This window comes from Vibrio sp. RE86, from assembly GCF_013114545.1.
In the GTDB taxonomy this organism is placed as follows: domain Bacteria; phylum Pseudomonadota; class Gammaproteobacteria; order Enterobacterales; family Vibrionaceae; genus Vibrio.
In genome coordinates this window covers 106,843-132,166 of sequence record NZ_VTXI01000003.1, presented here as the reverse complement: position 1 = coordinate 132,166, position 25,324 = coordinate 106,843, and the positions used below count along the sequence as shown (strand labels likewise).

The 25,324-nt window shown below is 44.9% G+C and carries 25 protein-coding genes and 1 other RNA gene; 15 read left to right on the top strand and 11 right to left on the bottom strand.

What is annotated here, in order from left to right:
* Positions 1-14 precede the first annotated feature (14 nt).
* Together F0231_RS04620 and F0231_RS04615 are read right to left on the bottom strand one after the other, a co-directional pair.
* Positions 15-1,295: a hemolysin family protein gene (locus F0231_RS04620; RefSeq protein WP_171758548.1), complete on the bottom strand. Its 1,281-nt coding sequence runs from the start codon at positions 1,293-1,295 to the stop codon at positions 15-17.
* Between the two features lie 428 nt (positions 1,296-1,723).
* Positions 1,724-2,683 carry an L-threonylcarbamoyladenylate synthase gene (locus tag F0231_RS04615; RefSeq protein ID WP_171758547.1) on the bottom strand — a complete coding sequence of 320 codons (960 nt, stop codon included), beginning with the start codon at positions 2,681-2,683 and terminating at the stop codon, positions 1,724-1,726.
* Between the two features lie 206 nt (positions 2,684-2,889).
* On the opposite strand from F0231_RS04615, the gene lhgO reads away from it, so the two are divergent.
* The gene (lhgO, locus tag F0231_RS04610; RefSeq protein ID WP_171758546.1) at positions 2,890-4,107 is read left to right on the top strand and encodes an L-2-hydroxyglutarate oxidase; all 1,218 of its coding nucleotides are present in this window, start codon (positions 2,890-2,892) and stop codon (positions 4,105-4,107) included.
* On the opposite strand, the gene F0231_RS04605 is transcribed toward lhgO, so the two are convergent.
* Entirely contained in the window at positions 4,102-4,518 is a 417-nt protein-coding gene (locus F0231_RS04605) for a VOC family protein (protein WP_171758545.1), read from the bottom strand. The genes lhgO and F0231_RS04605 overlap by 6 nt on opposite strands.
* 85 nt (positions 4,519-4,603) lie before the next feature.
* On the opposite strand from F0231_RS04605, the gene F0231_RS04600 reads away from it, so the two are divergent.
* Together F0231_RS04600 and F0231_RS04595 are read left to right on the top strand one after the other, a co-directional pair.
* Positions 4,604-5,296 (top strand): DUF429 domain-containing protein, encoded by a 693-nt coding sequence (locus F0231_RS04600; protein WP_171758544.1) that lies wholly within the window; start codon positions 4,604-4,606, stop codon positions 5,294-5,296.
* Between the two features lie 30 nt (positions 5,297-5,326).
* Positions 5,327-6,124, top strand: coding sequence for a M15 family metallopeptidase (locus F0231_RS04595; RefSeq protein ID WP_171758669.1), 798 nt, complete (start codon positions 5,327-5,329; stop codon positions 6,122-6,124).
* Positions 6,125-6,218: 94 nt separating this feature from the next.
* Here the strand turns inward: F0231_RS04595 and ssrA are convergent.
* Positions 6,219-6,585, bottom strand: a transfer-messenger RNA (tmRNA) gene (ssrA, locus tag F0231_RS04590).
* 67 nt (positions 6,586-6,652) lie between these two features.
* On the bottom strand, positions 6,653-7,138 hold the full coding sequence (smpB, locus tag F0231_RS04585) for an SsrA-binding protein SmpB (RefSeq protein ID WP_171758543.1): 486 nt from the start codon (positions 7,136-7,138) through the stop codon (positions 6,653-6,655).
* Positions 7,139-7,256: 118 nt separating this feature from the next.
* On the opposite strand from smpB, the gene F0231_RS04580 reads away from it, so the two are divergent.
* Together F0231_RS04580 and F0231_RS04575 are read left to right on the top strand one after the other, a co-directional pair.
* Positions 7,257-7,700: an SRPBCC family protein gene (locus F0231_RS04580; RefSeq protein ID WP_171758542.1), complete on the top strand. Its 444-nt coding sequence runs from the start codon at positions 7,257-7,259 to the stop codon at positions 7,698-7,700.
* The gene (locus F0231_RS04575; RefSeq protein ID WP_171758541.1) at positions 7,690-8,046 is read left to right on the top strand and encodes an RnfH family protein; all 357 of its coding nucleotides are present in this window, start codon (positions 7,690-7,692) and stop codon (positions 8,044-8,046) included. Before F0231_RS04580 ends, F0231_RS04575 begins: the two co-directional genes overlap by 11 nt.
* 94 nt (positions 8,047-8,140) lie before the next feature.
* Here F0231_RS04575 and bamE read toward each other — a convergent pair whose 3' ends face one another.
* The 3 genes from bamE to nadK all read right to left on the bottom strand — a co-directional run bounded on the left by bamE (position 8,141) and on the right by nadK (position 11,414).
* Entirely contained in the window at positions 8,141-8,500 is a 360-nt protein-coding gene (gene bamE, locus F0231_RS04570; protein WP_171758540.1) for an outer membrane protein assembly factor BamE, read from the bottom strand.
* 175 nt (positions 8,501-8,675) lie between these two features.
* A complete protein-coding gene (gene recN, locus F0231_RS04565) occupies positions 8,676-10,340 on the bottom strand; it encodes a DNA repair protein RecN (protein WP_171758539.1) in 1,665 nt (554 codons plus the stop codon).
* A gap of 189 nt (positions 10,341-10,529) precedes the next feature.
* Positions 10,530-11,414 carry an NAD(+) kinase gene (gene nadK, locus F0231_RS04560; protein ID WP_171758538.1) on the bottom strand — a complete coding sequence of 295 codons (885 nt, stop codon included), beginning with the start codon at positions 11,412-11,414 and terminating at the stop codon, positions 10,530-10,532.
* A 144-nt stretch (positions 11,415-11,558) separates the two neighbouring features.
* Here nadK and grpE point away from each other — a divergent pair, with 144 nt between their 5' ends.
* The 4 genes from grpE to dnaJ all read left to right on the top strand — a co-directional run bounded on the left by grpE (position 11,559) and on the right by dnaJ (position 17,276).
* Entirely contained in the window at positions 11,559-12,155 is a 597-nt protein-coding gene (gene grpE / locus F0231_RS04555) for a nucleotide exchange factor GrpE (protein ID WP_171758537.1), read from the top strand.
* A gap of 283 nt (positions 12,156-12,438) precedes the next feature.
* The gene (locus F0231_RS04550) at positions 12,439-13,710 is read left to right on the top strand and encodes a dicarboxylate/amino acid:cation symporter (protein ID WP_171758668.1); all 1,272 of its coding nucleotides are present in this window, start codon (positions 12,439-12,441) and stop codon (positions 13,708-13,710) included.
* Between the two features lie 222 nt (positions 13,711-13,932).
* Positions 13,933-15,846, top strand: a complete 1,914-nt coding sequence (dnaK, locus tag F0231_RS04545) for a molecular chaperone DnaK (protein ID WP_171758536.1) — start codon at positions 13,933-13,935, stop codon at positions 15,844-15,846.
* Positions 15,847-16,130: 284 nt separating this feature from the next.
* Positions 16,131-17,276 (top strand): molecular chaperone DnaJ, encoded by a 1,146-nt coding sequence (dnaJ, locus tag F0231_RS04540; protein ID WP_171758535.1) that lies wholly within the window; start codon positions 16,131-16,133, stop codon positions 17,274-17,276.
* A 64-nt stretch (positions 17,277-17,340) separates the two neighbouring features.
* Here dnaJ and F0231_RS04535 read toward each other — a convergent pair whose 3' ends face one another.
* On the bottom strand, positions 17,341-17,769 hold the full coding sequence (locus F0231_RS04535; protein WP_171758534.1) for a type IV pilin protein: 429 nt from the start codon (positions 17,767-17,769) through the stop codon (positions 17,341-17,343).
* 101 nt (positions 17,770-17,870) lie between these two features.
* Here F0231_RS04535 and F0231_RS04530 point away from each other — a divergent pair, with 101 nt between their 5' ends.
* The 6 genes from F0231_RS04530 (at position 17,871) to tadA (ending at position 23,240) form a co-directional block, all read left to right on the top strand.
* Positions 17,871-18,377 carry a GspH/FimT family pseudopilin gene (locus tag F0231_RS04530; RefSeq protein ID WP_171758533.1) on the top strand — a complete coding sequence of 169 codons (507 nt, stop codon included), beginning with the start codon at positions 17,871-17,873 and terminating at the stop codon, positions 18,375-18,377.
* Positions 18,358-19,005 (top strand): PilW family protein, encoded by a 648-nt coding sequence (locus F0231_RS04525; RefSeq protein ID WP_171758532.1) that lies wholly within the window; start codon positions 18,358-18,360, stop codon positions 19,003-19,005. The genes F0231_RS04530 and F0231_RS04525 overlap by 20 nt, the downstream gene beginning before the upstream one ends.
* Complete coding sequence (locus F0231_RS04520) at positions 19,002-20,249, top strand: hypothetical protein (RefSeq protein ID WP_171758531.1); 1,248 nt, start codon at positions 19,002-19,004, stop codon at positions 20,247-20,249. The genes F0231_RS04525 and F0231_RS04520 overlap by 4 nt, the downstream gene beginning before the upstream one ends.
* A complete protein-coding gene (locus F0231_RS04515; protein ID WP_171758530.1) occupies positions 20,239-20,664 on the top strand; it encodes a prepilin-type N-terminal cleavage/methylation domain-containing protein in 426 nt (141 codons plus the stop codon). The genes F0231_RS04520 and F0231_RS04515 overlap by 11 nt, the downstream gene beginning before the upstream one ends.
* A gap of 274 nt (positions 20,665-20,938) precedes the next feature.
* Positions 20,939-22,498, top strand: coding sequence for an AbgT family transporter (locus tag F0231_RS04510; RefSeq protein WP_171758529.1), 1,560 nt, complete (start codon positions 20,939-20,941; stop codon positions 22,496-22,498).
* Positions 22,499-22,700: 202 nt separating this feature from the next.
* Positions 22,701-23,240 (top strand): tRNA adenosine(34) deaminase TadA, encoded by a 540-nt coding sequence (gene tadA / locus F0231_RS04505; RefSeq protein ID WP_171758528.1) that lies wholly within the window; start codon positions 22,701-22,703, stop codon positions 23,238-23,240.
* Positions 23,241-23,290: 50 nt separating this feature from the next.
* Here tadA and F0231_RS04500 read toward each other — a convergent pair whose 3' ends face one another.
* Entirely contained in the window at positions 23,291-23,428 is a 138-nt protein-coding gene (locus tag F0231_RS04500; RefSeq protein WP_171758527.1) for a hypothetical protein, read from the bottom strand.
* A gap of 223 nt (positions 23,429-23,651) precedes the next feature.
* A complete protein-coding gene (mltF, locus tag F0231_RS04495; RefSeq protein ID WP_171758526.1) occupies positions 23,652-25,178 on the bottom strand; it encodes a membrane-bound lytic murein transglycosylase MltF in 1,527 nt (508 codons plus the stop codon).
* Positions 25,179-25,324 lie beyond the last annotated feature (146 nt).

Here is a 25,324-nt window from a genome sequence, read left to right as displayed (position 1 = left end):
TGCCATTAAATGGTCTAATCAGATGATATTGACGAAACTTTAACCTGTTCGATTCTACTTGCAGTTGCAGCTAATACTTCGAATTGCCACTCTCCACAGACGATAGATTCACCTTGTTGGAGAACGCGGCCAGCCTTCCATGTTAAGTAGCCATTGAGCGTCTGGAATCCTTCGATCTCTTCACCATCAACAATCCCTATCTCTAAGCGCTTTTTAAGCTCATTGAGAGGGATAAGTGCATCCATCCACCAACTGCCATCTTGGTGTTGTCTTGCCCAAGAGTGTTGAGGAGCAAGCCCCAGTTCGCCTGCGACGGACTCGAGAATGTCATAGTGGGTGACCAGTCCTTGAATATCGCCATATTCGTCGACGATAAATGCCATTTCACAGTTGTTTTTTTGCATTTGATTAAGCAGTGGCAGCCCTTTCATCGATTCAGGGAAGTAACGAGGCTTACGTGCTAATCGCACAACTTTCTCAATCGAAAGCTCATCATATTGATCAAGTAACACCTTTGACGAAATCGTACCAATGATGTTGTCTAGGCCACCATGAACCACTGGCCATACTGAATGTTGAGTCTGGCGAATATGTTTAAGCAGTTGTTCTATTGGCAGCTCCACATCCAAGTAGTCGATGTCACAACGTGGAGTCATCAAAGAGGTCACGAGCCTATCATTGAGATAAAGAATATTGCGGATCATCTCTTGTTCTTGTGGCTCAATCGCGCCAGATTCAGACCCTTCCGTTACCACGGCGAAAATGTCTTCCTCTGTAACCTGATCATTGTCATCACCATGTTGGCGAAACAGCTTAAGTAATGCGTCCGTAGACGTGCTAAGTAACACCACAAACGGCGAAGCAATCATCGCTAGCCAATGAATAGGGTAGGCAACAATGACGGCAATACGCTCTGCATTGCGCTGAGCAAATCGCTTCGGTACTAGTTCACCAACCACAATGGCAAAATAAGTAATTAATACGACGACACTCGCCGTTGCGACAATCGCAGCGAGCTCTGGTTCCAAACCTTGGGTGATAAGCCACGCAGCAAAAGGTGCTGACAATGTCGCTTCGCCAAAAATACCACTCAGGATACCAATGGCAGTAATACCGATCTGGATCGTAGATAAAAAGCGGGTTGGATTATTTTTAAGCTCAAGAGCAAGCTTGGCTGAGGATTGGGTTTCAGCGAGTTTTTTTAGGCGACTCGACTTTGCAGCGACAAGCGCAAGTTCTGACATGGCAAAAATGCCGTTAAGGGTGATAAGCCCCACCAGTATGAAAATGTCCATTAATTGGTCCAGTTATAAACACGTTGAAAGCATAACGGCACGACCGAACAAAAGATATGCAGTTCAAAGGAAATGTCGGCGAATAATTTTTACCTTGGCGATAATCTTTTATGATGTTGTTTTCTCAGTCGATGACTTGGTACTGTAACTCTTTTACCTGACGGACAAATGCCCCTTAGTCTGGGGTTCACCATGGATTAAGAGCACCGTTTTTGGCTGGTTGTCTCTAGTTGGGCGACTTCGGCATCCAATTCAGCAATTCTCTGTGCCATAAGAGTATGGCAGTGAGCGGAAAACGGAGGGGGTAGCTTCTTAACTCATTCTTTTAAAAAGGAAAAGTGTGAACGCGTGTGCGCTGAATATTAGGTGGATACTAGGTTTACGTGAGATGAAAATAAAAAGCCCAGCGTGAACCGGGCTTGGAACAATTACAGTTTTGATTGCGCTCGATTTAAGCGGTCATGAACAGCAAACCATTCTTCGCTCACTGGCGGGCGCTCAACCCAGATTTCATCGCAGCCCCATTTATCGGCTTCATCAAGCGCGCGATAAAGATCATGCGAGTATTGAGCAACATCTTGCGGCATCAGTTTAGATTTAAAACCAAGTGAAGCTTCAATTGATGAGTAGTGCAAACAAGCGATGTTGTTGCCATTTGCTGATTCAATATCGTTAAGATCAACCAAGCGCACTTTTGTATTCGGTTGATAGTGGCTAGTGACATTGCCAGGTACCGCAACCGCGTGAGCTTTAGGCGCGAGCACTTCTTCATCTAAGGTTGCAGATAGTTGTGTCGCCGTCACTGGGCCGGTACGAAGAACTCGAAACGGCTTTTGTGTTAGGTCGATAATGGTCGATTCAAGGCCGTGTACACAATCGCCCCCATCAAGCACTGCGGCAATCTTGCCACCTAGTGAGTTCATCACGTGCTCTGCTGATGTTGGGCTGAGCTTTTTGTATGGGTTTGCCGATGGCGCCGCGACTGCCATGCCGGAAGATAATAGCGATGCAAACACATCGTGCGCTGGCATGCGAATACCAATCGTATCTAAACCACCAGTTACCACTGGCGTTGCTTGCTCTGCTTTGTTCAGTAATAGCGTTACAGGACCCGGCCAGTAAGCGCTGGCAATAGTATAAGCTTCTTGAGGAATATCCGTTGCCCAGTCAGTCAATTGTTCCACGCTGCCGATGTGAACGATCAGTGGGTGGTTTGCGGGGCGACCTTTTGCAGCAAAGATCTTTTTCACCGCTTCTGGGTTTGAAGCATCGGCAGCAAGGCCATAAACGGTCTCGGTCGGAATCGCAACAAGTTCGCCAGAAGCGAGAATCTCTTTGGCTTGTTCAATATCTTTACTATTGCTTGCTGCAAGGTGTTGCGTCTTCAATGTCTCTTCCTCAAAGAACCGATGGATAAAAATCTGAGCCGGCTATTTTAACCATGTTTCACAAACTTTCGACGTTTAATTGAACATGAATTGTATCGATTGATAAAATTCCTCTATATAAGCACTACTTTCAATTATTTACTGAGCAAGAAATATTAACTCGATGCACAGGGGGAAGGGCTTAACTTGGCTAAAGGAGCGATAGATTGGAGCAAATATACGACTACATCGTTATTGGAGGCGGTATTGTTGGTGTGTCGACGGCTTGGCAATTGCAGCAGCGTCATCCTAATAAATCTATCTTGCTGATTGAAAAGGAGCAAAGCTTAGCCTTCCATCAAACCGGTCATAACAGCGGTGTGATTCATGCGGGAGTTTACTATGCCCCTGGCAGTCTCAAGGCGGAGTTATGCAAAGCCGGTGTCAAAGCAACGACTGAGTTTTGTCTCAAGCATGATATTAAGGTAGAGAACTGCGGTAAGTTGTTAGTGGCGACCACCCAAGTTGAACTACAGCGAATGAATGCCTTGTTTGAACGTTGCCAGCAAAATGGCATAGACGTAGAGCTTATCGATCAACAGGAACTTAAACGCAGAGAGCCAAACATTATAGGGCTAGGCGCTATTGCCGTCTCTACAACGAGTATCGTTGATTATAGGCAAGTGACTCAAGCGATGGCTCAAGAGTTTGAATTAACTGGTGGAGAGTTAATGATTGGAACTTTGGTGACTGGGATAGCTGAGCATTCAGATCATGTTGAGGTCACCACTAAAAGAGTGACCAAGTCGTCATCATTTAAGGGCCGGTTTTTAGTGGTATGTTCTGGGCTAATGGCAGATCGCATGACAAGGATGATGGGTCTAGAGACCGACTTTCAAATCATCCCGTATCGAGGCGAATATTATCGTCTACCCGCCAAGCACAATGATGTTGTTAGTCACCTTATTTACCCAATCCCAGATCCAAACTTACCATTCTTAGGTGTGCATTTAACTCGCATGATTGATGGCAGTGTCACTGTTGGGCCAAATGCAGTACAAGGCTTTAAGCGAGAAGGGTATGGGCGATTTAACTTTGATATCAAAGATACCCTAGAGATGCTGAGCTTTACCGGTTTTTGGAAGGTTACGGCTAAGCATTTTAAAACTGGGCTGGTGGAGTTTAAAAACTCGTGGTCGAAAGCGGGTTATCTCAAGCTGGTGAATAAATACTGCCCACAGATAGAAGTTGAAGACTTGCAGCCATATCCCGCAGGCATAAGGGCGCAAGCCGTAGACAAAGATGGCAGCTTAGTGCACGACTTCTTGTTTGCCGAAAGCCCGCGCTCTTTGCATGTGTGTAATGCGCCATCTCCAGCGGCGACTTCTGCTATCCCGATTGGTGGCTATATTTGCGATAAGATTGCAGACAAGCAAAAACTATAACTGAGGTTTGAGTTCGACCACATTGCCCTCAGGATCTTCAATATAAACGGAGCGTCCAAAGCCTTGCGCGCCATACCTTTCAACAAAGTCATTGGTCGCAATATTGTGTGAACGAAGGTAATCACGCAGTTGTTGTTCATCAAACGCGGCTATCTGTAGGCAGAAATGATCAACGTTACGACCATTTTGTTGGGGGGCTTTGCCTCCCAGTTGTCCCAATTCACTGTCTACCGTCACGATATCGATCAGTGCACTGCCTGCTCTGAGTTGAGTTAAGCCGAGTTCGGGCAGCTCTCTTTCTAATGGACACGCAAGAATATCTTGATAAAAGGCGAGCATTCTTTTTAAGTTAGAGGTTCTTAGCACAATATGGTCAATCGCAAGTATGCGAATGGGATTTGATGCAGTCATAGAGAGCCTTAGTCGTTTGCTTGTTTTAACTATACGAAAAAATGACTCGGCTCGATTAGCTATCTGAATAAACGATGGAGACAAGATGCGATACCTTGGGATTGACGGTTGCAAAGCAGGCTGGGTTGTTTGGCAGATCAACAGTGGTTCGCCATCTTTTCAAATTGTGACTTCTTTGAGTGAAATAGCAAATTTACTTACCCAGAGCAGAGCGTTGATCGACATACCGATTGGCTTTAGTGATATCTCACAGCCAGATAGGTTATGTGATAAAGCCGCGAGAAAGTTCTTAGCGCCTAAGCGAGGCTCATCGGTATTTCCTGTTCCTTGCAAGGAGGCTGCCTATGCAGAAACGTATCAGCAGGCGTGCCAAATCAATATGGAACAATTGGGGAAAAAGATCTCTAAACAAACTTGGTATATCTTGCCGAAAATACGCGAAGTCGATGCGCTACTAAGTCAACATAACTCGGTCATGCTTAGGGAGTCTCACCCCGAAGTTGCTTTCAAAGCACTTAATAAACAGCCTCTATCTCACAGTAAAAAAACGATAGAGGGCAGGGAAGAGCGGCTTGCTATTCTGAATCAGTATTGCCCACAGTGGATCTCTATACTGACCGATGCCATCGAGCAAACTAAGCGTAGCATGGCTCAACCTGATGACTTGATTGATGCCTTTGCGTTGATGTTTATTGCCTCAAAATGGCCGAAATTGTCGACGCTACCTGAAATGAAAGCGCCGTTGGCTAACGAAATCGTGTATTGGCAGGCGAGTTAAATGAAACAGAGAATAATGACGATAAAAACAATGTTAACTGCGTTATTGCTTGTAGCCAGCGCAGGTGCAAGTGCAAACGTCGCCCCTATTTCGGAGTGGCAATGCGGAATGATGAAAAAGACAGGTGTTTTGCCAAGCAATGCACCGATAGGGTGTGAGCGATTAAGCAAAGTTGATTTTGAGTTTGTAAACTTTGCTGGTGAAATGAAGACAGGAAGTGTGATTGTCTTGGATATCGTGGCCCCCTCTGTCGATCAAATCTTTAAGACATTAAAGCAGCGTAAATTTCCTCTTCATTCCGCACGTTTAATGCGAGAGTTTAAAGGCGATGATAATGCCTCGATGGATGCCAACAACAGCAGCGCATTTAATGCTCGGGCGATAACAGGTGGTAACAGTTGGTCGAAGCATGCTTATGGCGTAGCGGTTGATATTAACCCAGTGCAAAACCCATTTTTAGAGTTTGGGGATAACGGAACAATTAAAGTGAAACCGACTCAATCCGCAACTCAATACATCAACCGAACTCAGTTTCGTGCCCGCTCAGAGCTAACCCGAACAGGCATGGCGGAAGAGGTGGTCGATCTATTTGCCCATCACGGATTTCTTATTTGGGGTGGGGACTGGAACACACCAATTGATACACAACACTTTGAAGTTGGCTCAAGGAAGTTCGTAAACCAATTGATCTCCAAACCCAAGCCAGAAGCGACGCAGCTGTTTAACCGCTACATCAGTACGTACCGAACGTGCTTTGAGCAAAACAAAGGGCAAGGTGCTGAGAAGGCTAGAGCCATGTGCGCATATAAGACGGTGAAGGCGTTTTAGGTTAGTACCAATGTTTAGTACAACGGATGTACTTCACAGGTAATAGAAAATAAAAAAGGCGCTAACTCAAAGAGTTAGCGCCTTTCCAAACGTTTGGTGGAGCTGGCGGGAGTTGAACCCGCGTCCAAAAACCATTCATCATTGGTACTACATGCTTAGTCGATCTTTAAATTCACCAAGTACCTGCGAACCGACACGCTAGTAAATGACTATCCTGAATTAAATTTCGCCGTTCATCTCTCAGGCGGGAGAATCCGGGCTAGCGCGTTTGGGTTTGATCTCTCGTTGGTCCCCGTCTTACGTGCGAAAGCTAGGGCGAGAGAGCTCTGAGCAGGTTATTAAGCTGCTAGTGCGTAGTTTTCGTCGTTTGCGACTATTTTTTTGCGGCTTTTTACGTGGCCAACCGCCCCACGGCATGCACCTCAGACTGCAAAATTCCTGTCGAATCCTAAATCAGCCCCAAAGTGTTCTTCGCATAGTACCAGAAAAGTGTAACCTGTCTAGCCTTGTGCGTTTAAGTGCTCAATATTAGCGCAGTGAACTCTTCATTACGCGCGCTTTTTCACGAGCCCAATCTTTTTCTTTAAGATCAGTACGTTTATCGTGCAGCTTCTTACCTTTCGCCACACCGATTTTCATCTTCACCCAAGAGCGAGACCAGTATAGTGAAAGCGCAGCTAACGTCATACCTTCGCGATTGATACGACCTAACAGGTTATCTAACTCGCGACGGCTCATAAGTAGTTTACGAACACGTGTCGGGTTCGCGACAACGTGAGTCGATGCTTGTTGAAGTGGAGTAATAGTCATGCCACTGACAAAGGCTTCGCCGTCACGCATAAAGACGTAGCTTTCTGCGATATTTGCTTTGCCTTCGCGAAGTGCCTTAACTTCCCAGCCTTGTAGCTCCATGCCGGCTTCAATTTCATCATCGATAAAATATTCGTGGCGAGCTTTCTTATTAACAGCGATGGTATTGCTACCCGCTTTTTGTTTAGATTTTTTCTTTGCCATAATAGCTGCATTATACGGTTAGGATTTAAGTTAGGAAATCCCTTTATTTGCGCTGAGTGCAAATAAAAGTAAAATTGCATCATGCTTGAGGTTCAAGCAGATGTGAAGAGGAATCAATATGAAGCAAGTCAGCCGTTCTGCATTGGTGTCGTTTAGTGCCGAGCAGATGTTCAATCTGGTGAATGATGTTGCGAGTTACCCTGAGTTCTTACCAGGTTGCTCGGGTTCACGTGTGATTGAATCAAACCCAAATGCCATGGTCGCTTCGGTTGATGTAGCAAAAGCAGGGATTAGCAAAACATTTACCACATCAAACGAGTTAGTGAGTGGTGAAGCCATTATCATGAACCTTGTTGATGGGCCGTTCAAAACCTTAAAAGGAGGTTGGTTCTTTACCCCTCTGGATGATCAAGCTTGTAAGGTAGAACTTAAATTGGAGTTTGAATTCTCAAGCAAGATGATTGAGATGGCCTTTGGAAAGGTTTTCAACGAGCTGACCAGTAACATGGTTAATGCTTTTACAAAACGTGCTAAGCAGGTGTACCCAGTTTATGAGTATTGAGTCTGACATGATTCATGTAGAAGTGGTTTATGCACTTCCGCAAGAGCAACGTGTGTTTACCTTGGTTGTAAACAAAGAAATGACCGTCGAAGAGATCATTGCACAATCAGGTGTTTTGGAGCTTTACCCTGAGATTGATCTGAAAACGAATAAAGTTGGCGTATTTAGCCGCAACGTTAAGCTTGATGCGACGATTCAAGATAAAGATCGTATTGAAATCTACCGGCCATTACTGGCTGATCCAAAAGAGATTCGCAGAAAGCGCGCAGAACAAGCAAAAGCGGCGGGTAATGCTGATCCTGTGACGGGTGGAAAGAAAAATCCATTGAGAAAGGAAGAGGCATAACGAGCCTCATTTCTGAAAAACTCACTCAAACGCTTTACGAGTTCAAATGAAAAAGGCTGACGCATGCGTCAGCCTTTATAGTGTTTCATTAGTACTAGTTGATGCTCTCAAAAAACTCAGTACTTGCAGGGAAGTCACCAGAAATATCGACTAGCTGCCCTTCGCCATTGAAATTTACGATTAAGTTCTTTTGTACAGAATCGTTATGACCTTCTGTGTGATGGTAGATGTAGTACCAAGTGTCAGGGTAGCCGTTTTCAATGAGCATAGGTGAGCCCATCACATAACGAACTTGTCCTTTAGTCATACCAAACTTAAGCTGTTCTACAGCTGACTGCTCGACATAGTTACCTTGGTTGATATCAATGCGATATACCAGCTTTTCGAGAAGGGAGCAGCCTGTCAGCATTGTCATAGCGAGTGGAACAGCGATAAGCCACTTTTTAAATTGCATACTTAAATTCTTTGTAACTGATAAATTCTAAAACTCAGCCGATAATAAACAAGCTAGGCGCCAAAGTAAAAAGCTGAGAGCGTTTTGAATTGTTTCAGACCATGATTTTTGAATTTGGTTGCAAACTGGAGTCAAAATTTCTTAACAAATGGAACTTTGACTCCTCAAATTGAAGTTAAGCGGCAATAAGTAGCTCTTTGGCATTCGCTAGGGTGGAATCGGTGATTTCACTGCCGCCTAGTAAGCGCGCGAGTTCAGAGACACGTTGTTCATTGTCTAAGCGACGCATTTGAGTTTCTGTTTTTCCTGCTTTTGTCTGCTTAGCGACGAACAATTGTTGGTGACCGCAACCTGCTACTTGAGGTAAGTGAGTCACACAAAGTACCTGCGTCGAGTCTCCTAGCTTGCGTAGCATCTTGCCGACAACAGCAGCGGTTGGGCCACTAATACCTACATCCACTTCATCGAAAATCAAACTTGGTGTATCGACTTTCTGAGCGGTGATGACTTGGATCGCGAGAGATATTCGGGACAGCTCACCACCAGACGCCACTTTCGCGATAGGTTGCATTGGTTGGCCTGGGTTGGTTGATACCACAAAACAAACAGCGTCCATACCTAGTGGTGATGGGTGCATACCTTCGTTGTTCACTTCGATGCTAAATTGCGCTTTCTCCATACTCAGTTCGTGCATACTTGCAGTGATCAGCTTATTAAGTTCTTTGGCGTAACGAGTGCGAGATTTATGCAGTTTCTCCGCTGTAACTAAGAAGTGTTGGTACTTCGCTTCTACCTCTTGCTCAATCTCTTCAAGTCTTTCATCAGAACAGTCGAGGGCTTCAATTTGAGCCAATAGATCTTGATGGTGTTGGTAAAGCTCGTCAGGCATAACGTGGTGCTTTCTTGCCATCGACATCACTTTAGAAAAACGTTTTTCAACATAAACCATACGCGCAGGGTCTACGTCGATGTTATCGAGGTAGTTGCGTAACTCCGCGTTGGCTTCTTCCAGTTGAATAATCGCTTCTGCCACCATGTTCGGTAGTTCTGATAATTTTTCGTCTAGCTCTGCTAATTGGATTAAGGAGTGATTGGCTGTTTGCAAAATACCAAGCGCGTTAACTTCTTCACCTTCGTAAATAAGCTCGATGGCTTGTTGGCAGGTAGAGGCAAGTTCGCCACTGTTGGATAGTCGCTTGTGTTCTTGTTCGAGTTCTTCATATTCGTCCTCTCCCAAAGAAAGTTCGTTAAGCTCTTTGATTTGGTATTCAAGTAGCTGCTTTTGAGCCAAGTTTGCCGCGCTGTTCTCTTTCAATTGTTTTAAGCTGTTGTCTGCTTGTCGCCAAGTTTGGTAGGCGTTGCGAGTGCTCTTAAGTAAATTAGAGTGGCCTGCATATTGGTCAAGCATTGCCATTTGGTATTCACTTTTCATTAGCTGGTGGTGTGCATGCTGACCATGAATGTTGATCAGTAGCTGACCCAGTGATTTAAGCTGTGAAAGTGGAACAGGGCTGCCGTTGATAAATGCTCTAGAGCGACCTTCTTTGCTGATGATACGACGTAATATGCAGTCATTACCGTCAAGTAGATCGTTATCTTCTAACCAACGTGTTGCGTTGATGTTGTTCTCTAGGGAAAAGGCCGCACTTACTTCGGTCTTTTCTTCCCCTTGTCGTACCATGCTGGCTTCCGCGCGCCCGCCTAAACATAAACCAAGAGCGTCAATAGCGATGGATTTACCCGCGCCAGTTTCACCAGTGATGGTTGTCATTCCTTTGGATAGCTCTAGCTGTAGAGACTTAACAATTGCAAAATTATTAACGCTTAGATGAGCCAGCATTTTGTTGTACCTGTTTAAATGAACAATACTGTGTATAAGATCAGTATATACTGTTTCTTTATACAGTAAAGTCACAGGTGGAATTTTTTGTGAGAAGGATCAGAGTTGAGGTTTTAAGTGACTAGGTGGTCTCTAATGTCTTAACGAAAAAAGCCGGCTAAATAGCCGACTTTTTAAGATGGTGAGGATTTAGAACAACTTACTAGACCAACCAAGCTTGTTACGCAGTACATGGTAGTAGCTGTAATCTTTAGGGTGGATCAGTTTTAAGATGTTTGGGCTTTGGTAAATATGCACTTCATCACCTGGTGATACAGGTAAAGAGACTTGGCCGTCACATCCCACTTCTTGTGTACCGCGATTATCTGGCGAGACCAGCAGTTTAATACGGCGGTTTCCATCAACGACCAAAGGACGGCTCGATAAGGTGTGAGGGAACATTGGGACAAGTGAAATCGCATTGAGGCTTGGCGACAGAATCGGACCACCACCGGATAATGAGTAAGCGGTAGAGCCTGTTGGTGTTGAAACGATTAGGCCGTCTGCACGCAATGAAAACGCAAAGCTATCATCAATATAGACTTCAAATTCAATCATGTGGGCGACTTGCCCCGGGTGGAGGACTGCTTCGTTGAGGGCAGCGTTGTGGCTTTTTACTTGGCCGTGGCGATGTACTTCTGCTTCCAATAGGAAACGCTCTTCTTCGATGAACTCGCCTTCGAGCACTTTTTTGAGTGCAGATTGAAAATCTTCAGGATTGAGATCGGTAAGAAAGCCTAAGTTTCCACGGTTCACACCTATGACTGAAATATCGAAACGTGACAAAACGCGCGCTGCACCAAGCATGTTCCCGTCACCACCGACGACAATCGCTAGGTCAGCACTGCGACCGAGTTGAATTAAGCTCGCAAAGTCATCTTGAGGAATATCATCTAAAATTTCACTCAAACGATCATCAATGTAAACCTTATAACCCTCTGCAGTTAGCCAGCTATAGAGCTCTCTATGGGTGGCGATTGCTTGCTGATCTCTAGGTTTTCCGATGATAGCGATCACTTCAAAAGGTTTTTTCATAGGTTTTCCGCACCAAATAGGCTTGAATCGACAATCTTCATCCCCATAATAATGGCAAGTTAGCTATTTATGCGAGTTTTTGTGTAACTCAATACGATAAACGTGATGTATTGGGTACCAGTAGATATGAATTCTGGAGATATCATGAGCAACGAAGAAAACAAAGTTACAGAAGAAGAGCTGGATCAAATCATCGAAGAGGCTGAAAAAGTAGAGGCGGCTGCACAAGAAGCAGAAGCTGAGCTTGAAGAAATTGGTGATGAAAAAGACGCTAAGATTGCTCAACTAGAAGCTGCGCTTCTTTCAAGCGAAACGAAAGTGAAAGATCAGCAAGACAGCGTTCTACGTGCAAAAGCGGAAGTAGAGAACATGCGTCGTCGTACTGAAACTGAAATCGACAAAGCACGCAAGTTTGCACTAAACAAGTTTGCTGAAGAACTACTGCCAGTTATTGATAACCTTGAGCGTGCTATTCAAGCGGCTGACGCAGAAAACGAAGTGGTTAAACCGATTCTTGAAGGTGTTGAGCTTACGCACAAGACTTTCCAAGATACGCTGAGCAAAAACGGTTTGAAAGAGATTAACCCTGAAGGTGAAGCATTCAACCCTGAACTGCATCAAGCGATGTCTATTCAAGAAAGCCCAGATCATGAGCCAAACACGGTTATGTTCGTGATGCAGAAAGGTTATGAGTTGAATGGTCGTGTGATTCGCCCAGCAATGGTTATGGTTTCTAAATAATCTAACCGAGATCTAACTTTTAAAAAGAGAGCCTAAATTGGCTCTCTTTTTTTGTTTGTACGGTAAAGGGAATTTCAACCAATTAACTAGTTGATGCAGTGGATAAATCTTGTAATCAAGTTGTTCTATAAAATTTATTTCCAATTTGAAAGTTGTAACACTATCGTAAACAAAATCTTTATTTTGTAACTTTTGTGTGTATTATGTGCGAACTCCGCCCAGAATAGTGGCGGAATTATCTATAAAAACATAATTTATAAACACAACATTCTGGAGATGAATGATGGATAAATCGCTTTCAAGCAAGATTTTTGTAGGCTTGTTTGCTGGTCTACTGATCGGTACAGCAATTCAGTACTTATTCAGTGGCGTTGCTATCTTTGATACTTACCTTCTTGGTGCTGCGGAAGGCGCTGGTGGTATGTTTGTATCTTTGATTAAACTGCTTGTAGTTCCTTTGGTCTACGTATCGATTGTGTGTGGTATCGTTGATCTAAAAGACATCACTGCATTTGGTCGTCTTGGTGGTAAAACCTTTGCTCTATACATTATTAACACCATCATCGCGATTACTGCTGCACTAACTATTGGCATGATCTTCCAACCGGGTGCAGATGCAAACCTTGCGGGTACTATTTCAGAGTCAGTGAAGCTGACAACGACTGAAACACCTGACATTTTCTCTCTTGTTGTTAACATCGTACCAAGCAATCCAGTTCAAGCGTTTGCGAATGGCGACATGTTGCAAATCATCTTCATGGCAATCCTGACAGGTCTTGCAATTCAAGCGCTTGATTCACGTGGCGGCCCAGCTATCCGTACGTTCAAGATGGCGAATGAAATCATGATGAAGCTGGTTGGCCTAGTAATGAGCCTAGCGCCATACGGTGTATTCGCTCTAATGATTCAACTAGGTGCGACACTAGATGCAAACACGCTTATGTCTGTAGCGGGCTACGTAGCACTGGTTATTGCTATGCTTGTGTTCTGGATTTTCGTGTTCTACCCAACAGCGGTAGGTATTGCGACAGGTACTTCTCCTAAAACGTTCCTACGTGCAACTCGTGAGCAGATCCTATTCTCTCTATCAACAGCAAGCTCGAACGCGACAATTCCAGTTACAATGCGCACTTTGACTGAAAAACTGCAAGTGTCTAAGTCAGTGGCAGGTTTCGGTGTACCACTAGGTGCAACAATGAACATGTCTGGTGTATCTATCTACATCGCACTAGCAACTATCTTTGTAGCAAACGCGTTTGGTCAACCAATCAACACGGCTGATGTATTTACTCTTGGTCTAACTATCCTGCTTCTATCTATTGGTGCTGGTGGTGTTCCTGGTGGTGGTGTTGTAATGGTGGGTGTTCTTCTTCACCAACTAGGTCTTCCACCAGAAGGTCTTGCAATTATCGCAGCAGTAGACCGTATCAACGATATGTTCTGTACGTCTTCTAACGTAGTAGGTGACACAGCGGTGAACACAATCGTTGCGAAAACTGAAGGTGAAATCGGTAAAGAAGAAGCGGAAGTAGAAGTTAAAACTGCTCAAGCTTAATCTGCAAAGTTTCGAAATATCAAAAGCGAGCCCAAGGGTTCGCTTTTTTTTCATTTTTTTTCACTTCTTCCCTTGAAAAGCCATTTGCCGCCCTTATCTATGTGGCATACGAGAAGCAAACATCCATATTTTTGTTTGTGAGCAAGGGTTGAAACCCGATTCTCCATCCCCACATAGGGGATATAGCAAAACGAAAATAGAAAATTATTCGGAGATAGCCTGATGGGTAAAATCATTGGTATTGACTTAGGTACTACTAACTCATGTGTTGCTGTACTAGACGGCGACAAACCACGCGTAATCGAAAACGCAGAAGGTGAGCGTACAACAGCATCAGTTGTTGCATTCACAGAAGGTGAAACGCTAGTAGGCCAACCAGCTAAACGTCAAGCGGTTACAAACCCAACAAACACGCTATTTGCAATTAAGCGTCTTATTGGCCGTCGCTTTGAAGATGAAGAAGTTCAGCGTGATATCGAAATCATGCCTTACAGAATCGTTAAGGCTGACAACGGTGACGCTTGGGTAGAAGCACAAGGCCAAAAAATGGCGGCTCCTCAAGTTTCAGCTGAAATCCTGAAGAAAATGAAGAAAACAGCTGAAGACTTCCTTGGTGAGGAAGTAACTGGCGCTGTTGTAACTGTTCCTGCTTACTTTAACGATGCTCAGCGTCAAGCAACTAAAGATGCTGGTCGTATCGCAGGTCTAGACGTTAAACGTATCATCAACGAACCAACTGCAGCTGCTCTAGCTTACGGCTTAGACAAGCAAGGCGGCGACCGCACTATCGCGGTATACGACCTTGGTGGTGGTACATTCGATATCTCTATCATCGAAATCGATGAAGTTGAAGGCGAGAAGACTTTCGAAGTTCTAGCAACTAACGGTGATACTCACTTAGGTGGTGAAGACTTTGATAACCGCATGATCAACTACCTAGTAGAAGAGTTTAAGAAAGAGCAAGGTATCGATCTTAAAACTGATCCACTAGCAATGCAGCGTGTTAAAGAAGCAGCAGAAAAAGCGAAAATCGAGCTTTCTTCTACTACTCAAACTGACGTAAACCTACCTTACGTAACAGCTGATGCAACTGGTCCTAAGCACATGAACGTTAAAGTGACACGTGCGAAACTAGAATCTCTAGTTGAAGACCTAGTTCAACGTTCTCTTGAGCCACTAAAAGTTGCTCTAGCGGATGCTGACCTATCTGTAGGCGACATCACTGACGTAATCCTAGTTGGTGGTCAGACTCGTATGCCAATGGTTCAAGCTAAAGTTGCTGAGTTCTTCGGTAAAGAAGCTCGCCGTGACGTGAACCCAGATGAAGCAGTAGCAATGGGTGCTGCAGTTCAAGGTGGTGTACTAGCAGGTGACGTTAAAGACGTACTTCTACTAGACGTTACTCCTCTATCTTTCGGTATCGAAACGATGGGCGGCGTAATGACTAAGCTAATCGAGAAAAACACAACTATCCCTACTAAAGCGGACCAAGTGTTCTCTACAGCTGAAGACAACCAGAGCGCGGTAACTATCCACGTACTACAAGGTGAGCGTAAGCAAGCGACTTACAACAAGTCTCTTGGTCAGTTCAACCTAGAAGGTATCCAGCCAGCACCACGTGGCATGCCACAAATCGAAGTAACTTTCGACCTAGATGCTGACGGTATCCTAAACGTATCTGCGAAAGATAAAGCGACTGGTAAAGAACAGAAGATCACTATCCAAGCTTCTGGCGGTCTATCAGACGAAGAAATCGAGAAAATGGTACAAGAAGCAGAAGCTAACAAAGAAGCGGACAAGAAGTTCGAAGAGTTAGTAACTGCACGTAACCAAGCAGACCAAATGATTCACGGTACTCGTAAGCAAGTAGAAGAAGCTGGTGAAGCTCTACCTGCAGACGAGAAAGAGAAGATTGAAGCTGCAATCAAGGCGCTAGAAGAAGTTAAGTCTGGCGACGACAAAGAAGCGATCGACGCTAAAGTTCAAGAGCTAATGCAAGCAGCTCAAAAACTGATGGAAATCGCTCAGCAGCAAGCTCAAGCACAACAAGCAGGCGCGGATGCAGGTGAACAGCCTAAGCAAGACGACGATGTTGTAGATGCAGAGTTTGAAGAAGTTAAAGACGACAAAAAATAATTTATCATCGCTATAACACGTGATGTCTGCGTCGAAGGTACTCACTTACGTCCGTAAGCTCCGTGCCTTCTCCTTGAACTAACGCGTTCTAGCATAGATAAATGTCTTTTTAACAATTTAAATACGGGCGTTTGGGGAAACTCACACGCCCGTATGTTTGTAAATACAATGTCCTTCCAGATAAGCACTTTTCTTAAAGCTAAAGCCTTTATCTAGAATGATACAAACACCAAGCGGTGGCCGACTAACCCACTGTTTGCAGTACTACATTGGTGACGAAGAACATGTCAAAACGTGATTTTTACGAAGTATTAGGCGTAAGCCGCGATGCATCAGAGCGCGATATTAAGAAAGCGTACAAGCGCTTAGCGATGAAATACCACCCAGACCGTAACCAGGGTGATGACAGCGCTGCAGAAAAGTTTAAAGAAGTAAAAGTAGCGTACGAAATTCTTACTGACGCTCAAAAACGTGCCGCTTATGACCAGTACGGTCATGCTGCCTTTGAACAAGGTGGCATGGGCGGCGGTGGCGGCTTCGGTGGCGGCGGTGCTGACTTTGGCGATATTTTCGGTGATGTCTTCGGTGATATCTTCGGTGGTGGTCGTCGTGGTGGCGGTGGTCATCGTGCGCAGCGTGGTTCAGATCTACGTTACAACATGGAATTAACGCTTGAAGAAGCGGTTCGTGGTGTGTCTAAAGAGATCGAAGTACCAACACTGGTAGAGTGTGATACTTGTGATGGTAGCGGTGCTGAGAAAGGCTCTTCAGCAGAGACTTGTAGCACCTGTCATGGTCATGGCCAAGTACAAATGCGTCAAGGCTTCTTTGCGGTTCAGCAAACGTGTCCGACATGTAACGGTAAAGGCAAGATCATTAAGAACCCATGTAAATCATGTCATGGTCAAGGCCGCAAACAGAAAACGAAAACTCTTAACGTTAAGATCCCAGCAGGCGTGGATACAGGCGATCGTATTCGTCTTTCTGGTGAGGGTGAAGCGGGAGAGCACGGCGCACCAGCAGGCGATCTGTACGTACAAGTACACGTAAAAGAGCACCACATCTTTGAACGTGACGGCAACAACCTTTACTGCGAAGTCCCGGTAAGTTTTGCAATGGCTGCACTAGGTGGTGAAGTTGAAGTTCCAACTCTTGATGGCCGTGTAAATCTGAAAGTACCTTCTGAGACACAAACAAGCCGCATGTTCCGTATGCGTGGTAAAGGTGTGAAAGGCGTTCGCGGCGGCGGCGTAGGTGACTTGATTGTGAAGCTAGTGGTAGAAACACCAGTTAATCTAAGCTCACGTCAAAAAGAACTACTGAAAGAGTTTGAAGAGTCATGTGGTGGCGAAGCTGCGACTAAGCACAAGCCAAAGTCTGAAGGCTTTTTCAATGGTGTGAAAAAGTTCTTTGATGACCTAACAAGCTAATCACCGTTATTTAGGACGGGATAATTAACGATTTTGAAGCCTGCATATAATGCAGGCTTTTTTATTACCAGCAGTCAGTAGGTGCACGTTGGTTGAGTTGATCTAGAGTCAACGCTGAGTATGTGTTGCTAGAACATTTGTCATTAGCCTGTGTACCCTCAGCGGTTGCTGTAATCATGTAACTCGTCACTGACGAGGACACAGTTAGACTAAACTGGTCACTATCTACTTCGCAGAAACTGCAACTACCACCTGATAATACTGATGCGGCAGCAGAGGCATAACTGCCTTGGTACTGTCGTTCTAACTCAAACTGAATTTTACTTAAATCTGCCATCGCAACCGTTCGATGTCCTTTGAGTATGTGAGCTTGATAGCTTGGATAAGCAATCGCCCCAAGCACTCCGATAATGGCAACAGCAATCATTAATTCGATCAGTGTCATTCCTTGCCATGACTTCTTGCTTTGATTGCAAACATTTCTTCGAATCATTTCGAATGCTTCCTTATGATTTTCCTACCATTTTTGTTAGGTGATAGCATCTATTCAAGAGAGAAATACGCATCACACTGCATTGCATAGGAATCTGAGAAATGTCTCGCGGCTTTACGCTTTTTGAGTTGGTTATTACTTTGATTGTTCTGGGAACTCTACTTGTTGTGGCAGTCCCGAGCTTTACCAATATAAACAATACCTCTCAGATGAAGCGCCTGGCTGATGAGCTTCAAGGCTTCTTAATCTACGCCAAATCTGAAGCCGTATGGAGAAACAAAGATCTCTGGGCTCACCTTTCTACTGCGTCGAATCCAAGCCCTGCGGGTGAGTGGACCTTCACCTTGACTGATTCGGATACAGAAAATAGCGGTAATAAACTGATGGTCTTGGATGGTAGTAGTTATAAAGACATTGTGATGGTGTCCGGTTATACCTCAGAGCAGATTAAGTTCGATGGAGTAAGAGGGAAGATCAAGGACGGTCATTTGCGTTTTTACGTACGAAACCAGACCGATAAAGTGTTACGCCTAAAAGGATCATTTGGAGGTAGCCGAATTTTAGTCTGTGGCGAGGGAGGAACCGTTTATGAATTCCCAAGCTGTTAAGTTGTTGAAACGTCAAAAAGGCGCCTCATTGGTTGAACTACTGGTAGCCTCAATGTTGGGGCTTGCGGCGATTGGTACCGTGGGAAGTGTGTTCGTCACAGGGCAAAAGCTGGTTGCTGAAAATGCCAAATCACTGATGCTAGTTCAAAACTTGTCGAGTGCGATGCAGCAAATAAAAGAAGACGTTCAACGCGCGGGTTTCGATGGTATAGGCTCGAGCTCTTTGATGCTTTCTGGTGCCGCCAATATTGTTCATACCGAAAGTGATTTGATCGGGTATGTTTACCGAGTGGCCTCTTCTGGGACAAGTGCAATAAGGCATGTTGTCTACAAACGTGAGTCTTCAGCTGTTTCGACCCTAGGCGATTCTCTCAAAATCTGTGAAAAGCACTCCTCGGCGCTGCTCACTGTTTCCGCAGCTGCAACGTCGGGACCTGGAGGCAATTGCTTTACTCTCTTCGATACCAAACAGATTTCGGTGACGGCTTTCGACTTTTCGACTAGCCAAGTTGAGGGAAGCACTTCTAAAAGCCAATGGGTAACCGTCTCTGTTGATGGGCACCTTGTTGACGACCCGACTGTCTCTTACCAAACCAGTATTCAAATGATGCAAAGGAATTGGCAATGAGATCGTTACGCAGGCAACAAGGTGTCATGACCTTGATTATCGTGTCAGTGCTTCTGGTTATCGCTTTGATGTTAACGATGGGCGCATACAAGACGACCTTTTACCAGCTCAAACGCGCTCAAAATGAGGTAAAGGCTCAGCAAGCACATTGGCAGTCAGAAGGGGGAGTCGAATGTTTGTATGCCTATATCGCGGACGACACCTCTCAGCTCGCTGCACTTTCTAGCGCATCGAACACCGTATTGGATGCAACATGTAAAAACCGTCTTGATTTGGACGAGTTGTATGCTGAATCTCTGGGGAGTGATAAATACGCGATTCATGCCAATAGCGATACCCATAAGCTGAGTAAACAAGTTCTTTTCGCCTCTAAGACCGGTTTTGGGGCTATCCAAACCACGGCTGACTTACGAATCAGAGGCAGTGCAGATATCGCCCCTGATGCCCCTAGGTCGCCCAACTCAGATGGAAAATATGATTGTGTGGCTGTGCGCTATAAAAGTGTCGTGACCTATGAAACCACAACGTCATCAGACAAGTTACAGACAACAGAGCCCATGACGAACGGGCCATTTGACGGCTTTTCTGGGGAGTGCTCTACAGATCATAAAACGACATTGGCTTCTAACAGTGACACAACGTCTTCACCGAACGATTTTGGTAATGACTATAAACAGGACTCCTCACTCGACCCTTTTAAGAACTACTTCAATATGGAGAAAACGCCGGGCAACATTGCGCTGATTAAGTCGGGCTATGAGGTTGTGTCGTTGCCAACTGTCGCAGATGGCCATGATTGCACTGATATTATTAACACGCGCTTTACCGCAACCAATAGAAAGCTTTGGATTGAAGGTCACTGCATTGTGAATATGCCGTTAGTGGTTTACGGCCCTCATTCACTGGTGGTCGAAAATGGTATTTTTGCGGCCAATAGTGCTCTAACTTTTGAGGGTTCTGTGTATCACATGGTGGACATGAGCTTGAGTGATTTTACGACTGCTAAGATCGCTGACTATTGGAATGATGTCTCTTTTCATGGCGTAATCACCAGTCATCTAGGACCTAAAACCATCTACTTTGATAATGGTGCATTTCACCCTAAGGGCGGGATGAATTTTGATTCCGAGGGGGGAGAAGTGGTTTTAAACGGCTCCTATAACCTCGACTATTCTTCATCAAACAGTTTAAGCAATAAACCCAAAGAGCTCTCATGGGTCGCAGGAGGCTGGTATGTGCAGTAGTAAGCAGTCTGGTTTTAGCTTTATTGAGGTTCTTATCGCCTTTCTGTTGATAGGGGTTGCTTCGTTGGGCTTGGTGAAAATGCAATCCTTTGTTGAGCAACGCGCAGACTTTGCTGTAAAAAGTAATCAGGCAATGAATATTGCTGAGCAAAAGTTGGAATGGTTTAGAACTCGCGGTGCGTCATCTGCCATGTCGAGTATGGCGGTGAGCGAATTTTCAACCATTGTTGATGGGCAAGACCTAACTTCTCATGCGCCTTACTCGTTAACTTGGCAGGTTGCCTCTCCATCTTCTACGCTCTCCTCCTCACTTAAAAGCATTTCAGTCAACGTTGAATGGCCAGATCGTTTAGGGGAGAGTCAATCTCTAACCTTAGAAACCATGCTTTCATCTCACAGTGAATTTGATATGTAATCAGATGCATTTTTGGTTGGTTGAATGAGTAGCTTTTAAAACGTCATGTTATATATTGAAAATTGGTTGTAATAATGTTGGTTTACTGCTGCTATATTTGTGGATCTTTTGTTGCACGTTGATGGTGTTTTTGCAAAATATGTCTCCAATTATGGAAAAAACTATAGAATCTTGTGCTTTCTTTAGGCGGATTTACTAAAATGATTGGTGGAAAATAGACCGAGAAAATAAGTCCATAAAGGTCTAAGGCAACAACATCACATATGGAGTTACCATGAGTAACCAAGCAGTAAACAAAGCACCATCTGACAAGCCGAGTGGGATGGATCGCTTCTTAAACTTTATCGAGCGCGCAGGTAACAAGATCCCAGATCCTGCAATTTTGTTCTTCTGGGCACTTGTCATTACATGGGCAGCATCTGCTCTACTATCAAACATTAGTTTTGATCTTATTAACCCACGTTCGGGTGAAACGCTTGCAATCAACAACCTTTTAACTGGCGAATCTCTAGCAAGCTTCCTAGCGAACATGGTGACAACATTCACAGGTTTTGCGCCTTTAGGTATCGTTCTTGTTGCGATGCTAGGTGTTGGTGTTGCTGACTCTTCAGGTTTCATCACGACGGGTCTAAAGAAGATGCTGAACTTCACGCCAGCAAAGCTTCTGACACCAATGCTAATTCTAGTGGCTATCGTATCGCACACTGCTGCTGATGCGGGCTACGTACTGGTTATTCCTCTAGGTGGTATCATCTTCCACGCAGCAGGTCGTCACCCTCTAGCGGGTATTGCAGCTGCATTTGCTGGTGTATCTGGCGGTTTCTCTGCAAACTTCATCCCTTCAGGTATTGACCCTCTACTAGCTGGTTTCACGCAAACAGCGGCTCAGGTACTTGACCCAGAATATGTCGTCAACCCTCTAGCGAATATCTTCTTCACTGGTCTTTCTTCAGTGCTTATTGTTGCTATCGGTTGGTATGTGACTGAGAAAATCATTGAGCCACGCCTAGCGAATACGCCAATTGATGAAGATGCAGAGCAAGCACCAGATCTAGGTTCTTTCACTGAGCTTGAGTCAAAAGCATTCCGCTACGCGGGTTGGGCTATGATGGCAGGTATTGCAGTACTGATCGCAGCAATCCTTCCTGAAAACTCAGCGCTTCGCTCTCCTGATGGTGAAATCACAGCGTTCTCTGCGCCACTGATGAAGTCGATCGTTCCATTGATCTTTATCCTGTTCATCATCCCTGGCTACGTTTACGGTAAAGTTTCAGGTACGTTCAAAACAAGTAACGACATCATCAAAGCCATGTCTGACACAATGTCGACAATGGGTGCCTACATTGTAATGTCGTTCTTCTGTGCACAGTTCCTATCTGCATTTGCTCAGTCAAATATCGGTACTATGCTTGCGCTATACGGTGCAGAAGGTCTGAAAGCGATGAACCTACCAGGTGAAGCTACCATCATTGGTATGATCCTTCTAACAGCTGCGGTTAACCTTCTAATCGGTTCTGCATCGGCGAAATGGGCGCTGATTGGTCCAATCCTAGTTCCTATGCTAATGGCTGTAGGTATTTCTCCAGAGCTATCACAAGCGGCATACCGTGTAGGTGACTCTGTGTCGAACATCATCTCACCTCTAATGGTATTCTTCCCTCTAGTGGTTGTTTACTGTCAGCGTTACGTGAAGTCGACAGGTATCGGTACGCTTGCATCACTGATGATGCCATTCTCGATTGCAATGCTAATCGGTTGGTCAATCTTCCTAGTGGCTTACTGGATGCTAGGTATTCCTCTAGGTATCCAAGCTCCATACACTTACACAATGTAAATACCGTCATAGTTGGCGCTGTAGCGGCTTAGCTACAACACCAACTATTTCGATATTAGAGAGTAGAAAGCGCTGGTCGAAAGACTGGCGCTTTTTTATGCCCTGCGTGTAAGTTGTGCATACCTAACTTACTTCCACTTCCTCTATCATACGGGTAGAATTCGCTATCCTTAGTCGCTTACTCAACGAATTGGAGCTTTCTTTGTCTGAATCTCAATTTTCCCCTCAAGATGAACTGTTTATGCGCCGAGCGATGGAGCTGGCCGCTCAAGCAGAAGCGCAAGGTGAAGTCCCTGTTGGTGCAGTGCTGGTAAAAGATGGTGAGATCATTGCTGAAGGTTGGAATGAGTCGATTGGTCAACATGATGCGACAGCACACGCTGAAATGCAGGTATTGCGTAAGGCTGGTCAAGTATTAGAGAACTACCGACTGCTTGATACAACGCTATACGTAACCTTAGAGCCGTGTCCAATGTGTGCTGGGGCACTGTTGCATAGCCGTGTGAAACGTATTGTCTTTGGTGCGCCAGATCTTAAAGCTGGAGCAGCTGGAACAGTATTGAATCTATTCGAACATCAAGCGGCTTACCACTACGCGGATGTCGAGCAAGGGTTATTCGAGAAAGAGTGTCGACACCAACTTCAATCCTTCTTTAAACGTCGACGCAAAGAGAAGAAGAAAGAGCGTAAGGCGACTCGTTTTACTCGAATGCATGAAGCGAAGAAAGGTAGAAAGGAGTAGGGGAGATTTTCAAGCAAACACCTTGTGTTCAAGATGTTTGCTGTCAGGGGTTATGCGGCACAGATTAGCTGCATAAATGCTCGGTGACGTGCAATCACCTTTTTCTTGTTGTTGCTGAGCATGCGCTTACGGCGGTTTGCAGCAACGGTTTTATTAAGGCGTTTTGACTGCAGTTTACGCTTTGTCATAAAACAACCTCCTATTTCTAGTTAATACACTAACAGTAACTTTCTCTCTGAAAGCCCCTGATAATTGACGTTATACGTCTTATACCGGCCAATTGTTACAACTTTAAGAAAGTTCGCAAGTGATCCAGTCCACGATATTATATATGGGTAGCAGGATTGGATTTCAAGTGCGCAATCTTCGTTCAAAGACGGCGCACTTATTAGGATCTACAGACCCTAGAGGTTACTCTTTGTTTTCTGGGTCAGTAGCCTCTGCAGAAGATGCTGCTTGAGCGCCAGAAAGTTCAACGTCGGGCGCTTCAATCACTTTTAAATCATCAACGCTGACATCTTCTACATCTGGGGCTTGCTGCTCAACATGGCCGATGATGCTTTGGTAATAACGACGAATATTTTCAACGTAGTTTCTCGCTTCATCGCCACGAGCAAAACCATAACGGGTTTGGCTGTAGTATTTCTTTTGACGTAACAGCGGCAGGCGGTCTTTAACGTCAGACCATGCATCTGGGTTTCCACCTTGCCATTTTGTTAGGCGGCGAGCATCCATCATGTGGCCGTAGCCAACGTTGTACGATGCGAGTGCAAACCAAATTTTTTCGTGCTCATCAATTGAGTCAGGAATGCGAGATACCATTCGACGTAAATATTCGACACCGCCACGGACAGATTGCTCCGGATCTAGACGATTCGTTACCCCAACACTTTTTGCTGTCGGTAGAGTTAACATCATCATGCCACGGACACCAGTTGGCGATTTTGCTATTGGATTCCAGTGAGATTCCTGATAACCCAATGCCGCGACTAGACGCCAGTCAAATTCGTCAGAGTACTTTTTAAACAGCGGAGCCCACTTTGGTAGTTTCGAGTCAAGTGCGCGGATGAAAGCGCGTGTATCGACATAGTCAAAACTGCCGATATGACCGATATACTTCTCTTCTAAAGCAGCAAGGTGGCCTGATTGTTTAACAGCACCAAAAAACTCAATCAATAGTCCATATAGGCTCTCATCTTGTGAGCGACGTAGGAACCACGAAATAGGTTGGTCTTCTGTCAGTTCGAAAGCAAGGGCTATATCGGGGTAGATGCGTTGTGAAAGTGATACTTCCACTGAGTCTGCTACCGTAAAACGCAGCTTTCCTTCAGAAACAGCTTTAAGTAAGTCATTCACGTCTGCATTTGGATTGACGTGGTATGAAAAGTCAGGGTGTTTTGCTTTGATCGCAGTGAGAGTCTGATTAAAGTGAGAGTCACCAATAATGCTCAGTACATCTTCGCCGTTGTTCTCTTCAATCAACTTTGGCTGTCTTTCGAGAAGTTGCTCAAGGTTGCGTGGCCTCCAGTTGCCTTTTTTGTAGGTAACTTGCTGGCTGACGTAATAATAGGCGGGGCCAGGTCTAAACTGCTTTAAGCGTTCAGGTGATTGACTCAAGCCCGCTGCAATAATATCGATCTCACCGTTTTTTAATGCGGGGTAGAGACTAGAGATACGATAAGCGGGTTTCATCTCTAACTGTACACCTAGCTCGTTGGCAAACTCGCGAGCCAATTCATAGTCCAAGCCCGCAGGGCCATCTGGACCGATATAGTAAGACAATTGATTGTTTAAAGTCCCAACTCGTAGCACGCCGCGTTCTTTGATGAGATCAAGTTCGCTCTTCGGCTCTGACTCAATCTGGCAACCAGTGAGTAGTGTCGCCCCAAGTATAAATAGGCAGAGAGTTTTGAGTTGGGTTAGGTAATGCTTCTTCATTAATGGCAATCTCATACATCCAATAGGGCATTTATATCAAAGTGTCATAACAAGGCAAGATAATCCCTGTAACTCTTCGTGCAGTTAATCAAAAACAAGCGAATTCTGTCGAATTTCAAAATTGGCAAAAAAAATGACGCAAACGG